Origin of the sequence: uncultured Acetatifactor sp., from assembly GCF_948601915.1 — a bacterium.
Lineage (GTDB): Bacteria > Bacillota > Clostridia > Lachnospirales > Lachnospiraceae > Acetatifactor.
Genome location: NZ_CAPDXS010000124.1, coordinates 1 through 15,497, shown reverse-complemented (window position 1 = coordinate 15,497; position 15,497 = coordinate 1). Strand labels below are relative to the sequence as shown.

Below are 15,497 nucleotides of genomic sequence, written 5' to 3'. Positions count from 1 at the left end.
GGTTACGGATACGGCGCTGGTATTCCATCATTTTTCTGGAAAAGGTAATTATGATCTTCTGTTTCACGGTGGCTTTTGACTTTACCATCTTTACCTTGCCGTTTTTCAGTATTTTCTCCTCATAAAGCCCCAGGTCGAAAGCTTTGTCAGCCGGCAGGATCTTGTAAGCCCTGTCGTTATATAATCCCTCATTCCCTTTATCAAACCTGTCAAAAGCCTTCATGTCCTGAATGGTCACGGGCAGATCAGAGGAAAGGAGCCTGTAGCCGTAATCATTAAATACCGCTTCCTTTAAGGTGCCGGAAAGTTTTTTCACGGACTGGGTAACAATAAAGGCACGTCCGCCCATGGAATTGAAATTCCTTATGTTCAGGGATCCGAGCCCTGCATCCGCACAGTATATGAATTTTTTCCCCCTGAACATCTGCGTGAGCTTCTTCTCAAGCGGGATGGCGGTAGTCTGTTCGTTGTCGGAACCGGAAGTGATGCACATGGAAAGGGGGATGCCTTCCCTGTCCATGAACAGCCCCATCTCCACGATGGGGTTGGGGCGGTGCTCTTTGGACGGCCCATATTTGCGCAGGCCCCTGACCGTTTCCCCGGTCACCTCATCCACATAATCGTCATCTTCCGTTTCTGTTTCAAAATAATAGTTGCTGCAGTCATAAAAGCAGACGGAAGTGTCCCTTTTTATGATGTCTCTGCTTTTTTCAAACAGGTGGGTGATGTATTCGTCATAATGTTCCTCCATGATATCCATGGTCCGCATGATATGCATGTAATCAAACCGGGGTTGTTCGTAAAAGCCTGCCAGGTGCCGGTATGTACCGAGTTTGGAATCCGGATGGAGGATACGGGCACAGGTAAGGAATCTGTTTACCAGGTTTGGGTCAAAAGCAATCTTTGAGCCGGCCGTTGCAGTGTCAAAAAAGGAGCCGATCTCCAGGTCATGGTAAAGCTGCTGGAGAAAAAAGTAGCCGATGTTAAGCTGTCTGCTGGAAGAGGCTGTGGCGTTGTCGGCCTTAAGTTTTTCGGCAAAGTTGATTTTGAGTTCCAGAGAAACCTGGTTATTATTTTTAGCCTCCTCATTATATTTAGCGACCTGCTCCCTTGCATAGGAGAGAGGGTCGTCGGTTATCCCCAGAAGCTCTGAATGCCTGCCGATCCTTGCGATGTTTTTTGTAGTTGTCTTTTTGCCGTTCCTGATTCCCAGCTGGACGAAATAGGTCGGGTCTTTTGATTTTCTGTCATACCAAAGTTTCATACCCTCTATTATATCATTGTTTCACGTGAAACACAACACCATACAACATTAAAATTTTATAAACTTGACATAAAAAAAGCCGCAGTTATGCGGTTTCTGCCATATTATTCTATTTACAAGTGTTAAAAATCCGGCGTACCTTTTTCCGGTCAAACCCCTTGACAAAGCCTGCCGAAATGCAGTATATTTAGTTCGACATAGATTGACCGCATTGTTGGTCTGACATCTCCAGGCAATGGAAGCGAAAGCTCAGGTATGGCGAGGCGGCTGTATCTGGGTTTTTCTTTTCTCCACGGCAATCAAGCTTGCAACGCTGCAGAGCAGAAAGTGTCCTTCGGACACTTTGGTATTTGACCCTCGCGGCATTCATGACCTGGGCATACATCTACGGAAGCGAGGAAAGGACATCATGACCTTAAGAGAATTGCCAATCGGAAAATGGGCCACCATCCAGGCTGTGGGCGGCGAGGGCGCGCTGCGGCAGCACTTCCTGGACATGGGCGTCATTCCGGGCACGGATATATTGTTGATAAAATACGCCCCTCTGGGGGATCCCATGGAATTCATGGTCCACGGCTATGAGCTGACCCTGCGGGTGGCCGATGCCGAGAAGATCACGATTGAAAATGTCCGGGACGATGCTCCAAAAGCGCCTGCGCCGGATTCCCAGGCGGAGCGGAAGCGGATCGAGCACCCGGGCCTGGGCGAGGGCGGCAAGTACCATGTGAAAGCCACGGAGAATCCCCTGCCGGACGATGAGCAGCTGACCTTTGCCCTGGCCGGGAACCAGAACTGCGGCAAGACCACCCTCTTCAACCAGCTCACGGGCTCCAACCAGCATGTGGGCAATTTCCCCGGCGTCACGGTGGACCGGAAAGACGGCTCCATCAAAGGCCACAGCAACACCCTGATCACAGACCTGCCGGGCATCTATTCCATGTCGCCCTACTCCAGCGAGGAGATCGTCACCAGGCAGTTCATCATGCGGGAACATCCCAAGGGCATCATCAATATCGTGGACGCCTCTAATATAGAAAGGAACCTGTATCTGACCATGCAGCTGATGGAGCTGGACATTCCCATGGTGCTGGCCCTGAACATGATGGACGAGGTCAGGGGCAACGGCGGCTCCATCCAGATCAACGAGATGGAGGACATGCTGGGCATCCCCGTGGTGCCCATCTCCGCGGCGAAGAACGAGGGCATAGACGAGCTGGTGAACCATGCCCTCCATGTGGCGAAGTACCAGGAGCGCCCCGGCAGGATTGATTTCTGCAAGGAAGACCAGAACGGCGGGGCCGTGCACAGATGCCTCCACGCCATTATGCACCTGATCGAGGATCACGCCAGGCGGGCCGACATCCCCGTGCGCTTCGCCGCCGGCAAGCTTACCGAGGGAGACCCCCGCATCCTGGAGGCCCTGGGGCTGGATCAGAACGAAAAGGAGATGCTGGAGCATATCATCTGCCAGATGGAGACGGAAAGCGGTATGGACAGGGCCGCCGCTATTGCCGACATGCGCTTCTCCTTCATCCGGGAGGTCTGCAGCGCCACCGTGGTAAAGCCCCGGGAGAGCAGGGAACATGTCAGAAGCGCAAAAATCGATAAGATATTGACGGGAAAGTACACTGCCATCCCTGCTTTCATCGGCATCATGGGCATCGTGTTCTGGCTGACCTTCAACGTGATAGGAGCCTGGCTCCAGGAGCTGATGGCCATGGGGGTGGATGCCCTGGCGGGAATCACGGATTCCGCCCTGAAAGCGGCCAATGTGAACGAGGTGCTCCAGTCGCTGATTATAGACGGCATTGTGGGTGGCGTGGGCAGCGTGTTGAGCTTTCTGCCCATTATCGTGATCCTGTTCCTCTTCCTGTCCCTGCTGGAGGACAGCGGCTACATCGCCAGGGTGGCCTTTGTGATGGACAAGCTTCTGCGCAAAATCGGCCTGTCAGGCCGCAGCATCGTGCCCATGCTGATCGGTTTCGGCTGCACGGTGCCGGGAGTGATGGCCACCAGGACGCTGCCCTCGGAGCGGGACCGGAAGATGACCATCCTGCTGACGCCTTTCATGAGCTGCTCGGCCAAGCTCCCCATCTACGGCTTCTTTGCGGCGGCCTTCTTTCCGGGGCGGGGGGCCCTGGTGATGATCGGGCTGTACGTGCTGGGCATCGTGATGGGGATCCTGATGGCTTTTCTGATGAAAGGGACGGCTTTCAAGGGGGAGGCCGTGCCCTTCGTCATGGAGCTGCCCAATTACCGGCTCCCCGGGGCGAAGAACGTAGGGCGGCTGCTCTGGGACAAGGCAAAGGATTTCCTCCAGAGGGCCTTCACCGTCATCTTCGTGGCCACCATCGTCATCTGGTTCCTGCAGACCTTTGACTTCCACCTGAACATCGTGGCGGACTCCCAGGACAGCATGCTGGCCGCGGCAGCGGGTGTCATCGCGCCTGCCTTGAAGCCCCTGGGCTTCGGGGACTGGCGGATGTCCACGGCTTTGATCACGGGGTTTATGGCCAAGGAGAGCGTGGTCTCTACCTTGAACGTGCTGTTCGGGACGGCCGAGAGGCTGTTCGCCATCCTCACGCCCCTGGCCGCCGCAAGCCTGTTGGTGTTCTGTCTCCTCTACACCCCCTGCGTGGCCGCCATCGCCGCCATCAAGCGGGAAATGGGCTGGAGATGGGCTGTGGGGGTGGTCGCAGGACAGTGCGCCATTGCGTGGGTCGCGGCATTTATCGTAAGGCTGATCGGACTGGCTTTCGGGCTGGGATGATTACCGGGAAACAGCTCTGACGGCTCTGCGGGAAATCAGAGCCTGATGATTGAAAAATTTAAACATAGAAACAGGAGTCTCAGCCATGCTACTGACCAGAGACAAAGACTTTTACAGATCCTTTCTCAGATTGATGAGCGCCCTTATGCTCCAGCAGGCCGTGGTGCTCAGCGTGAACCTGGCGGACAATGTGATGCTGGGAGGCTACTCGGAGACGGCCCTCTCCGGGGTGGCGGCGGTGAACCAAATCCAGTTCATCCTCCAGCAATTGGTCTTTGGCATCAGCAATGGCATGGTGGTGCTGGCCAGCCAGTACTGGGGCCAGAAGAAGGCGGAGCCTGTCCGCAGGCTGATGGCAGTCGCCTTCTGGGCCGCTTTGGCCATCGCCGCGCTCCTCTTCGCCCTGGTCAGCCTCTTCCCCCATGGAGCGGTGGGCATCTTCACCAATGACGAGGCTATCGTCAGGCAGGGCATGGATTACCTGGCAATCGTCCGGTTCAGCTATCTGTTCTTCGCCGTGACCACGATTCTGCTGGGAGGCATGCGGGTGGTTGAAAAAGTGAACATCGCTCTATACGTGTCCATCGTGGCGCTGTTTTTGAACTGCTCCATCAACTACACCCTGATAAATGGGCGTTTCGGCTTTCCGGAGATGGGCGTCCGGGGCGCTGCCATCGGCACGCTCACCGCCCGCATCGTGGAATGCCTGATTGTGGCTTTCTATGTGCTGTGCAAGGATAGGCGGCTGCGGGTGCGCGTTCGGGATTTGATTCGCATCGACTCGGTGCTGGCGAAAGACTACGTGCGCGTCAGCCTCCCGGTGGTGGCCACCGGGTTCCTCTGGGGCTGCAACACGGCCCTGCAGACCGTCATCCTGGGGCATATGTCCTCCAGCGCCATCGCGGCCCACTCCATCTCCTCCACCATCTTCCTGTTCTTGAAGGTGACGTCCGTGGGAGCCTCCTCCGCTGCCGCCGTGCTGACGGGGAAGACTGTGGGCACAGGGAACCTGGCCAAAATCCGGGAATACACCAGGACGTTCCAGGCGCTGTTCCTCGGTATCGGCATCCTGTTAGGTGCGGCGCTGTTCTTTATCCGCATCCCCCTCCTGGGGCTTTATTCGCTGGAGCCCCAGACCAGGGAGCTGGCCAACGCCTTTATCCTGATCGAGTCCACTGTGCTGGTGGTAATGTCCTACCAGATGTGCATGAATACCGGCGTCATCTGCGGCGGCGGGGACACGCGGTACGTGATGGTCATGGATTTGATTGTCATTTGGGGCATCGTCATCCCACTGTCCTTTGCCAGCGCTTTCCTCTGGAACGCTTCTCTGGTGGTGGTGCTGCTGGTGCTGAACGCGGATCAGTACCTGAAGTGCATCCCGGCTGCCGTGTACGGCAACAGCTTCCGCTGGATCCGGCAGCTGACCCGTCCTGGCGGGGAGGAGGAATCCTCTGCGGGGTGACTGGACGCAGGCGCGGTTTGGAGGAGCAGAAAATTCCACATGCGAATAATTGGAGATACACTACCTGATGCTTCTCATATCCGTTATGCCCCTCCCCTAAACAGCTTTCACCCTGGAGAAGCTGAATAGGCTACTGCGTCCACCTGGAAGAATAGCTTCCCCGGGTCGGCGAATTCAGTCTGAATGGACTTGCGCGCGGGATATTTGCCATGGAATCTTCTCTTGACCACCCTTTCCATGACCGGGATATCCCAGATATTCTTGAACAGACAATTCATCTGCACCACATTTTCCAGGTTCAGTCCCACCAAGGCCAGCCGCTCTTCCATTTCATCAAAGGCGCCCTCGATCTGCTCCTCGACCGTGCCGCCTATATTGCGGACGCAGTAATTGATGAAGCAATAGTCCCCCGCCTGAACGATTCCCGAATGTGCCCACTCCTCATTCACATCATATCTTCTGATTTCTCCCATTTTACCGTCCTCCTGACTCATATTCCGTCTGTATTTCTTTGCAGGTCTTTAGAATGCGCCCCTTTATCTCCTACGGCTCGATGATCCTGGCCTTGTTTCCAAAGGAAAGAATCACCCCACACCAAAAAGTCTCATACAATCTTCATCTGTTCTCCTTTCTATCCCCCAGTATAGCAAACAAACTATGACACCATTATGTCATAGTTTGTCCCAATAAGCAAATATTTCGAATAATCGTAAATCTCTCAGCTGCTGGCGCTGCAATATCTCCTCATTCCCAGGCGGACAACGCGCCTGGAGGCAAAAAGGAATATGACTCCCGCCCCAGATTCATCAGCATGAATCCAATGCCCTCTTTTCCCGGGAGGATGCTCTGTTATCTAACGCCTCTTCCTTTTGCCCCTTGCCTCTTGGAGCAAATCGAACCGGTTCTCTTCATTCTGTGATATAACGTTGATCTCCGAAAGCGGCAGACCTGTTATTTCCGAGAGATGCTCAGGAGACGCTCCGTTTTGAAGCATGGTCTTAATCAGGTGATTCCGGCCTTCTTTCAGGCCTTCTTCCCGGCCTTCCTTCAATCCTTCCTCGCGGGCCTCTTTCCGGAACATCCTCATGTGTTTCTTCTCATTGTACTCAGTCAATAGCATTTTCGTCACCTCCGCCCGAAAGGGCACTAAAATATCCTCCATGATGTCATGGTCAATACAGTATGTTACAGCATCTTCAATAGCCTGATTCACAGAACCGCCATCCTGGCGGTATGCCTTGATGCAAGCCACAAAACGAGAATATTCATCCAGACGCCTACAGCCCGCAGTCAGCTGACTGTTATGTCCATAATTATACTGCTTAACGATTTCACTTGCCGTGAAACCAGACTGCATAACGCTGACTGGTTCATTCGCATGATTACATTAGGCAGCATTCAGCGTTATGCAGTATAATGTTCAGCATCCGGACTGTCAGCTCCAGGCAGGGCGAGGATCCGGCTCCCGGCACCTCCGGAAAAGCATCCGTCAACTGTAGGTACTGCTCATCGGGCATCGCATCGTCCCCGTTATAGAACACCACGCACTGGGGCGCGGGAAGCGGAATCAACGTCTGCCCATAGACGCTGGCTTTCGTCCTTGCCACCAAGCTCTCATATTCCGCGGCGATATAGAGCAGGAAGCGCAGCGGGAGATTAGGGCAGAACGTACTCTGGTGCTCGTACAGGTTCAGGGCTCCGGCCAGAAGAAAAGCCATATCGTTCTTCATGGACATGTAGACCACATTGTCCAGGGTGACAATCTGCAGCGCCTGGGCATCGCGGTAGTCCGTGCGGTTCAGCGCGTTGTACAGCTGCAGCAAAGCCTCCCTGTCCCGCTCGAAGATGTAGCAGAAGAGCCTGTCCTTTACGTTACGGTTGGCGACGAACCGCCGCAGCGGCAGCCGGAATAGCCGTTTTCTTCGTGGAACGAATTCCATTCTTCGGTTCATATGGTATCCTCTCTTTATAAAAATGATTCGGCAGAGGACATACATGACCCATAGGCCGTCCCTGCCACTACATGTGAATAAATCCGGCAGAAACTGCCTGAACGTGCGATTGGCACTCTTCACAGAAAAATATTGACACTATTATCATAATACAGATGAGAGGACTTGTCAAATATAATTTTTGGCGGCAGATGCATTTCCGATAATAGGATTTCTGTAAAAAGCCCGCCAAAGGCACCTGGTGTCTGCCCTTGGCGAGCCGAATACAAGACCCGCAACGATTCTTTTATACTGATCATATCTCCCCGAACAGCATCGTCTCGAAGAGAGATGCCGCGAAGAGCCAGTGCATGTTTTCCGTGGGATGGTTCACCCGGTTGGCCAGGAGCCTGGTGACGTCCGCGCGGCGCAACCTTAATCCAGCCAGGAAGTGAAGAATCCGTACCCGCCCTCCACATTGTAGATTCCGTAGGCATCCATCCTGTCAATAGATTCGTCCCGTCCAATAGAGTCTTCCCGCCACAGGTAGTAATCCGGCGACCATTTTGCAAAGTCCTCGTCCAGCTCCGCCAGGGGCACGCCAGGCAGATAGAAGCGGAAAGCCTCCCCCTGCTCCACGCCAAAGGGTTCCGAACCGATATAGCGGATTTCATCCTGAATCCACACTTTGTCCCGTTCCGTCCCGCAGTTCAGCTCTGCCAGCCGCATGGAATAGGAATATTCATCCATCTTCGTTATTTCGTCAAACCTTCCGCTGAATTCACAGTAATACACCGTCCCCCGGGGATATTCTTCCGCCGCGATGTTCTCGCTGTTCCAATAGGCACCCTCGAAAGAGCCGTCCGGATGCAAGGTCAAGTTAGTATACATGGAGCTGGCGCCGGTGGCCATGATGAATTTTAATGGCGGCGTGTCCTCAGGCAGCCCTGTGTCGAAAGCAGCCCAGACATCCTCTGCCGGATAGCCCTCCCCATCCTCCTGGCCGAACCTGACGGGATACAATGTCTGTAGTTCTGATGCCGGCCTGGGGCCTATCACCAGCTCCCCCTCCCAGGTGCTCAAAAGCACTGTGCCGTTTTTGAGAAATTCATTGGCGGCCTCCGCAAAGGCCCGCATCTTTCCGGTGGTCTGCAGGGCGGAAGCCAGTTCGAAGTCCGCCTCCCAGAAATTTTCCCGGGCCTCCTGACCACCCTCCAGGGTAAATTGCTCGCAGGTGTAGCTGCCCATCCCCTGAGAAAGATTGGGGTGATAGCGGATAAGGTAATCTTCCCCGCCGCTCTGGCACAGCAAAATGGTGTTCCATCCCGTATGGGGCGTCCCGGCCTCCTCGCTCCACAGTACCGTGCCGTCCTGTTTCAGCACTTCCAGGATATAGGACTCTCCCTCCGTAAGCTCCCGGACGCGGATGATTTCCGCCTCCCCGTCCCGATCCAAATCGGCGTCCTTATAGACCACAGTGTCCACCTGGCCCGGCTCCGGCTGCACAGGCCCTTCCTGTCCCAACTGGGACTGTTCCGTCTCGGAAGTGAAGAATGCATGCCCTGTCTCCAGATTGTAGATTCCATAGCAGGACATTTCCTCAACCAGCCCCATGGTCCACGACCAGAAATTCGGCGGTTTGGATCCGTAAGTTTCATCCAACTCTGCTATAGGTGTATCCGGCAGGTAGAACATGAACGTCTCTCCTTTCAGGCCCACTGGTTCCGCACCGATATAGCGAGTCCCATCCTCGATCCATTCCCTGCCCACCTCCGTCTCATAATGGAGCTCTGCCAGACGCATGGAATAGGAATATTCGTTTACCTTCGTTATTTCGTCAAATTTTCCATTGAATTTGCAGTAATAGCGTGTCCCCCTGGGATATTCCTCGACCACCCCTGCCTCATAATCCGGCTGCGCCAGAGGCATGGCATAGGAAGCTAAGCTCTCCGCGAAATCCTTGTCCATATAATAAATTCCCTCAAAAGAACCGTCCGGATGCAAAGTCAGGTCATTCCCCCAGGATGTGAAGCCCGCGGCCAGGCTGAACTCCAGAGGCGGGGTATCCTCAGGCATCCCTGCGCCAAAAGCGGCCCAGGAGGCATCCCACTGTCGGTTCTCCGCGGCCTGCCCTGCCTCTGGCTGCCCCCGCTGGGGCTGCCCCGGCTGGGGCTGTTCGAGATATCCCTCCGGCAGCGCCTGGTCCCCCTCCGGGAAAGCATCCTCCCAGGAAGCCAGCCATTCGTAATCCGCCTTATAATACTTCCCATCGATGACCAGATAGGTATTCCCCAGATTGCCTATCTGGTGCACAGTGCCGTCCTTCATGGCGAAATAGAAGAAAATGCTGCCGCCCTCCACGTACACCTCCTCTTCCAGGTACTCGCCGTCGCACCGGCTGAACAGGCCCGTCATGGCCACAATCTCCCTTTGCGACAGGTGCTTGAACTCTTTGCCGGGAGACCTGGGAAGGACGACCAGATCCGCCGCTTCCACCTCCGTCGCAGAAAACCCCCTGGCCCAGGCAAGGGCGGCCCGGCTGCCCGAATCCCGGGCTGGGTCGGTGAGGAAGCACACCGCAACCACAATGCAGGCCGCAACCGCCAGCGCCAGGATCCAGAACCCCGGCTTCCGATAGCCGAGCACCGACTTCACCCTCGTCTTCACCCCCGTCTCCCCGAATGCCAGCGGACAGACCGCGAGGCCCCGGCGGCTGACGCTGCAGTCCAGCAGCGCCTGGGAATAGTCCGCCCGCTGCCCGTCGTCCAGCTCCTTGATCGCCTGCTCGTCACAGGCCAGCTCGATGTCCCGGCACAGCAATATATAGGCCAGCCACATCAGCGGGTGGAACCAGTACACGGACAGCACTACGAAGCCCAGGGGCTTCCACCAGTAGTCCCTTCTGAGGATATGCACCTGCTCATGCATCACCACATGCACCAGATTCCTCCCCTCTATCCGGAAAGGAATGTAGATTCTGGGCCGAACCACCCCCAGCACGAAGGGGGAGTCCACTGCTTCGCTCTGGAAGATATTGTCCCGCATGACCACCGCCGTGCTCACCAGCTTCCGCAGCCGCAGATAGGCGAGCAGCGCATACAGACCCATGGACACTGCGCCAATCATCCATACAATCGGTAAAACATCTATGATATTCCATTTTCCAAACAGGAGAGGCCCGCCACTGGGCAACCTGCTGTCTGTGGACAGCATCCCGATTCCAAACGGCTCGTCCTCCGCTCCGGGCTCAGGCGCTCCGGCCTCCCCTGCCGCCTTTCCAGGCGCAGTGCCAGCCGCGTCTCCCGGCACAATGCCAGGCACGGTTCCAGGCATGTCTCCTGACAGATTTCCAGACACATTTCCCGGCGAAAGGGCCGTCCCGGCATATTGATCCAATCCCGCTTCCGCCAGCAGCCGCTGGGTCAAGGCCTGAACCTGGGGAACCAGGCTGAACCTGCTCTCGATGGAGACCGGGCACAGCAGCCGCAGGGCTACCATGCCCCAGAGCAGCACGCTCACTCTCCTGGGCGCTCTCTTCAGAATCAGCCGCAAGGCCGCCACTGCCAGCACCAGCCATCCCGCTGTTATGCTCCTGCTCAATACTTCCCAAAAAACATCCCTCATTGCCCATCCCCCTTTCGGAAGCGGTCTATCATCCGCTGTACCTGGTCAATCTCCTTCTCTGTCATTTTCCCATGCCTTGTGAAAGCCGCCACGAACGCTGGCAGGGAGCCGCCGAACTTCTTCTCCACCAGCTCGTCGATCTCCGCTTCCTGCACCTGCTCCTTGCTGACCAGCGCCGTGACCACGCTGTCCTCATTCTTCAGCACGCCCCGCTCCGACAGCCTCTTGATCACCGTATAGGTGGTGGTAGGCTTCCACCCCAGCTGCTCCCTGCACAGCCGCACCAGGTCGCTGCTGCGCACCGGCTCATGCTCCCATAGAATCAGACAGAAACGATATTCGCTCTCAAAAACCTTCGGTATCTCCATAATAGAACACCTCCCTCTAACCCATTAGAGTATATTTCTACTCTAACACATTAGAGGGAGGTTTGCAAGCATTATTTATTTCTAATTTCATTCCCCCGCCAGCAGAGCCACGGGCGCAATCTTCCGAATCCGCAGAGACAACAGACACGCCAGCCCAAAGGCTGTGAGCACCAGCCCCGCCCCCGAAAGGATAGTCCATCCCAGCGGAACGGTAAACGTGCACTTCACGATGCCGATCCCGCCCAGGAACAGCGCCACCACCGGGTTGATGATTGCAGCGCTCACCGCAATCCCTATCACGGTGGAAAGCAGCACCGCCGGCAGGAAGCTGGCCGCAGTCTGGAGGACGAGCTGCCCTGTGGTAAAGCCAAGGGCCTTCAGGATGCCATATTCACGTTTCCTTCTGCCAAGAGAAAGCCTCACCAGCAGATAGAGCACGAATGCGATGACAGCCACGCCGAGCACCAGGATTCCCACCACGATGACGGTCATCAGGGACACATAGACCCCGGCCGAGCCCTCTATCACGGACGATATATCGATGGTCATGTTCAAATCGCTGCCCAGCCGCTCCTCCATCTTCTCGCGGAAAGCCTTGTTGTCCGCCCCGGGTACCAGGTTGACATAGTAGCTCATGTTGTTGAACGCCCCCATGCGCTCAAAGCCCTCCCGGGTCAACAGGCAGTCCTTGCCCAGGTTATTGGAAATCTGGGTATGCCCGCAGATCAGGTAATCCACCTCTTTCCCCTCCGCCGTCAGGGCAATCTCGTCCCCAATCTTCAGTCCCTGCTCTTTGGCATACTTGGCTCCGATGGCCACCTCGTTGTCATACAGAGGAAACCGCCCCTGATAGCATACATCCTGGTTGTTCACCTGGGAGAAGTCCTCCGCCATGGTAGCCATCAGGGCACTGCCGCCCACATGGCACACCTCCGTGGAACTGTACAGATAAATCTTTTCTACGCAGACCTCTTCCTCCGCCGCCTGCAAAAGCGCCGCCTCCGCCCCGGGGGGCACATTTACGCAGGCATCCGCCGTCTCCCCTACAATCAGGTTGATAAAGGGCGTCATGTCCACAATGACATTCTCCACCATCAGCACCGAGAACACCACCACCAGCGAAAGCACCAGCATGGTGATGCCCACCGTGACGTTCTGCTTCATCCCGGAAAGGCAGGTCTTCAGCGCAAGGGCCAGCTGCAGCGGAGCCCGCGTCCCCTCCAGCTCAACGTGATTACGTTTAAAACTATGTGTCAGGACGCCCTGCCGCAGGGCCACGATGGGCTCAATCTTTCGTATCCTACGGGAGGAAAGCCACACGGACAGGGCCACGGCTCCCCCGCAGACAGCGACTGTCATCACGCAGGACAGGGGCTGGAACCGCATCCTGTAGGGAATCCCTGTCTGGGCAATCATCATCTGATTCACCGACGGGAACAGGCAGTAGGAAAGGCCGATACCAGCCGCCGTAGTGACCACCGCCACTCCCAGGAACTGTACCAGAAGCCCTGCCACAATCTGACCGCTCCTGTAGCCGATGGCTTTCATGGCTCCCAGATTCTTCATGTTCTCCTGGATATAGTTGATGACATTGGAGGAAATCACCACCATCGCAATCAATGCCACGAAAAATGCCATGGCGTTTACCACGCTGGAGCATATCATCTGGGAAATATACCGGGAGGCGGAAACCATTTCATAGGAATTGCTCAGCAGCCGACTCGTTGGATAAGCGGCAGAGACCTTGTTTTTCAGCGCGGCCTCGAAACCCTCGCTCTGCTCCTTATCCCGAATCCGCACCGAGACAAGGGTGGATGCCGGCGCGTATCCGGACTCCTCCAGCTCCTCATATTTGTCCGCCGTAAGCAACAGGGCGCTCATGCTGCAGTTGTGGGAGCCTGCCATGGCGCTGTTTAGGAACCCGCAGACCTGATACTGCATCACATGGCTGCCGATGTTGATGTCCATGGTATCGCCGAGGTCTATCTTCCCGTCAGCTCCATAGAGCATGGGCAGATAGACGCCACTCTTCCCCGCTCCCTCCTCCACAATCTCCATCCTGCCCACCGGACGGCTTAATGCCGTCTCCCTTTCCAGTATCACGAACTCTGTGTTGACCTCGCCCCCGTTGTAGGCAAAGCTGCCTACCATGGACAGCGCGTCCTCGCAGGAAAACTCCGTTACGTCTCCGTCTTCTTCCAGCGTCCGCGTCAGGAAGTCCAGGAGCTCCTCCCTTCTGCCGTCTATGGCCAGGGTCACATGGCCGTCATGGAGCCTGTCATGGCAGCGGTCGAAATTGCGCTTATAGTCCAGCGACAGCATCAGCCCCAGGTTCATCATGGCGGATGCCAGCAAAATCAGCGCGATGATGGCAATGGTCTGCCCCTTTGCCCTGCGCAGGTTGGATGCCGCTAACAGTAAACTTTTTCTCATATCCCTCACCCCCTACCAGCCCATCTCTTCCAGGAAAGAGGACAGCTTCTCATGCCGCGCCCTGTCGCCGGATACGTATCTGCCCAAATCGCACTCCCCCAGGATGCTGCCGTCCTTCAGGTACAGGATGCGGTTGCCCCGCCTGGCAGAGCGCATGTCGTGGGTCACCATGACCACGCTCTGCCCCTTTTCATTGAAGCGGCTCAGGGTATCCAATACGTCCAGGCCGGTCTTGGAGTTCAGCGCGCCGGTGGGCTCATCCGCGAAAAGGATTCGGGGCGAATTGATCAGGGCCCGGACGATGCCCACCCGCTGGGCTTCGCCTCCCGAGAGCTGGGTGGGGAACTTCTTCCAGGCGGACTGCGGGATGTCCACTGCCTGGAACAGTTCCTCTGCCCGCTGGAGCAATGCCTTTTTGTCCCGGCTTACCAGAAGCCCTGCCGCCAGCACGTTGTCCATGACGCTCATGCCGTCTATCAAGTAAATCTGCTGGAACACGAAGCCGCAGGAGTCCCGCCTGAACACCGCAAGCCTGTCAGAGCTGTAGTCGGATATGACCTCCTCCCCGAACCGGATGGTGCCTAAGCTGGGCGTATCCATCCCTGACAGGGCGTACAAAAGCGTGGACTTCCCGGCACCGCTGGCCCCCATGATGACGGTGAAGTCTCCCTCGTAGAGCTTTAAGTCTATGTTCTTCAGTACATGCTGCAGGGCTCCTCCGCTTGAAAAGGATTTGCTCAGGCCCTCTGTCTCCAGCAGGATTTTCTTCATGAATCCATACCCTCCGTTTCTTCGCCGCATTTGTCTGTTTCTCATGTTTGCGGCTTTTATGGATTCTATTTTCCTATTTTAAACCTTAAATGTCTTTACTGAATCCTTAAATATGTCTTAAATCTGTCATGGTTCTTCTTTCCTTTCCGCCGTGAAAATGGTATGATAAGTATGATGTACGGAACCACATAACACCATCCAGAAAGGAATCGGGATTATGGCATCGGCACAGTTAAAGACCTATACGGAAGAGGACTATTATAGTCTGTCGGAGGATGTGCGGGCAGAGTTGATTGACGGACAGTTTTATTATATGGCTGCACCCAGCAGAATCCACCAAAAAATACTTAATTTTTTGAACACTGAAATCAACCTCTACATCCGCTCTAAGAAGGGAAATTGCGAAGTCTACCCTGCCCCCTTTGCCGTCAAACTGTTCGCAGACAACGACAAAGCCATAGTCGAACCGGACATAAGCGTAATCTGCGATCCGAATAAGCTGACTGACCGGGGATGTACGGGAGCGCCCGACTGGATCATAGAAATCATTTCCCCCGGCACCGCCAGCTATGACTATATCCGCAAATTGAATCTCTATGCGGATGCCGGGGTAAGGGAGTATTGGATTGTAGACCCTATGGAGAAATCTGTTTATGTATATTTTCTGGAACAGGAAAGGTTCAGAGTCGTATCCTATACTTTCCAGGACAGCATAAATGTCAACATCTATGAGGATTTGTGGATCGATTTTAAAGAATTTGAGGAATGAAGCAGCGGCGATTCAGAATATCCGTATAGCAAATATGCTGCACACCGGTTATACTGCATAACGCTGAATACTGCCTAATGTAATCATGCGATTGAACCAGTC

At 55.4% G+C, this 15,497-nt stretch carries 11 protein-coding genes; 3 read left to right on the top strand and 8 right to left on the bottom strand.

Annotation, left to right across the window (positions count from 1 at the left end):
* Positions 1-1,264 (bottom strand): transposase (locus Q2B33_RS18280; protein ID WP_300823012.1); only part of this gene is annotated, 1,264 nt, incomplete at its 3' end.
* A gap of 409 nt (positions 1,265-1,673) precedes the next feature.
* Here Q2B33_RS18280 and feoB point away from each other — a divergent pair.
* Both feoB and Q2B33_RS18270 read left to right on the top strand, forming a co-directional pair.
* Entirely contained in the window at positions 1,674-4,034 is a 2,361-nt protein-coding gene (gene feoB / locus Q2B33_RS18275) for a ferrous iron transport protein B (RefSeq protein WP_300565034.1), read from the top strand.
* An 85-nt stretch (positions 4,035-4,119) separates the two neighbouring features.
* Positions 4,120-5,499 (top strand): MATE family efflux transporter, encoded by a 1,380-nt coding sequence (locus tag Q2B33_RS18270; protein ID WP_300565037.1) that lies wholly within the window; start codon positions 4,120-4,122, stop codon positions 5,497-5,499.
* Between the two features lie 107 nt (positions 5,500-5,606).
* Here Q2B33_RS18270 and Q2B33_RS18265 read toward each other — a convergent pair whose 3' ends face one another.
* The 7 genes from Q2B33_RS18265 to Q2B33_RS18235 form a co-directional block, all read right to left on the bottom strand.
* The gene (locus Q2B33_RS18265; protein WP_296475177.1) at positions 5,607-5,972 is read right to left on the bottom strand and encodes a RidA family protein; all 366 of its coding nucleotides are present in this window, start codon (positions 5,970-5,972) and stop codon (positions 5,607-5,609) included.
* A gap of 380 nt (positions 5,973-6,352) precedes the next feature.
* On the bottom strand, positions 6,353-6,856 hold the full coding sequence (locus tag Q2B33_RS18260; protein ID WP_300565040.1) for a hypothetical protein: 504 nt from the start codon (positions 6,854-6,856) through the stop codon (positions 6,353-6,355).
* Between the two features lie 25 nt (positions 6,857-6,881).
* Positions 6,882-7,451: a hypothetical protein gene (locus Q2B33_RS18255; RefSeq protein WP_300565042.1), complete on the bottom strand. Its 570-nt coding sequence runs from the start codon at positions 7,449-7,451 to the stop codon at positions 6,882-6,884.
* A 414-nt stretch (positions 7,452-7,865) separates the two neighbouring features.
* Positions 7,866-11,054: a M56 family metallopeptidase gene (locus Q2B33_RS18250; RefSeq protein ID WP_300565044.1), complete on the bottom strand. Its 3,189-nt coding sequence runs from the start codon at positions 11,052-11,054 to the stop codon at positions 7,866-7,868.
* Entirely contained in the window at positions 11,051-11,422 is a 372-nt protein-coding gene (locus Q2B33_RS18245; RefSeq protein ID WP_300565046.1) for a BlaI/MecI/CopY family transcriptional regulator, read from the bottom strand. Before Q2B33_RS18245 ends, Q2B33_RS18250 begins: the two co-directional genes overlap by 4 nt.
* 87 nt (positions 11,423-11,509) lie before the next feature.
* Entirely contained in the window at positions 11,510-13,855 is a 2,346-nt protein-coding gene (locus Q2B33_RS18240) for an ABC transporter permease (RefSeq protein ID WP_300565048.1), read from the bottom strand.
* Positions 13,856-13,867: 12 nt separating this feature from the next.
* Positions 13,868-14,626, bottom strand: a complete 759-nt coding sequence (locus tag Q2B33_RS18235; RefSeq protein WP_300565050.1) for an ABC transporter ATP-binding protein — start codon at positions 14,624-14,626, stop codon at positions 13,868-13,870.
* A gap of 217 nt (positions 14,627-14,843) precedes the next feature.
* On the opposite strand from Q2B33_RS18235, the gene Q2B33_RS18230 reads away from it, so the two are divergent.
* On the top strand, positions 14,844-15,395 hold the full coding sequence (locus Q2B33_RS18230; RefSeq protein WP_300565052.1) for a Uma2 family endonuclease: 552 nt from the start codon (positions 14,844-14,846) through the stop codon (positions 15,393-15,395).
* The last annotated feature ends 102 nt before the right edge of the window (positions 15,396-15,497 follow it).

Bases quoted from the DNA above. Each gene is read 5' to 3' on its own strand.
- feoB (WP_300565034.1), top strand. From the start codon at position 1,674: ATGACCTTAAGAGAATTGCCAATCGGAAAATGGGCCACCATCCAGGCT.
- Q2B33_RS18245 (WP_300565046.1), bottom strand. From the start codon at position 11,422: ATGGAGATACCGAAGGTTTTTGAGAGCGAATATCGTTTCTGTCTGATT.
- Q2B33_RS18240 (WP_300565048.1), bottom strand. From the start codon at position 13,855: ATGAGAAAAAGTTTACTGTTAGCGGCATCCAACCTGCGCAGGGCAAAG.
- Q2B33_RS18270 (WP_300565037.1), top strand. From the start codon at position 4,120: ATGCTACTGACCAGAGACAAAGACTTTTACAGATCCTTTCTCAGATTG.
- Q2B33_RS18235 (WP_300565050.1), bottom strand. From the start codon at position 14,626: ATGAAGAAAATCCTGCTGGAGACAGAGGGCCTGAGCAAATCCTTTTCA.
- Q2B33_RS18260 (WP_300565040.1), bottom strand. From the start codon at position 6,856: ATGCAGTCTGGTTTCACGGCAAGTGAAATCGTTAAGCAGTATAATTAT.
- Q2B33_RS18230 (WP_300565052.1), top strand. From the start codon at position 14,844: ATGGCATCGGCACAGTTAAAGACCTATACGGAAGAGGACTATTATAGT.
- Q2B33_RS18265 (WP_296475177.1), bottom strand. From the start codon at position 5,972: ATGGGAGAAATCAGAAGATATGATGTGAATGAGGAGTGGGCACATTCG.
- Q2B33_RS18255 (WP_300565042.1), bottom strand. From the start codon at position 7,451: ATGAACCGAAGAATGGAATTCGTTCCACGAAGAAAACGGCTATTCCGG.
- Q2B33_RS18250 (WP_300565044.1), bottom strand. From the start codon at position 11,054: ATGAGGGATGTTTTTTGGGAAGTATTGAGCAGGAGCATAACAGCGGGA.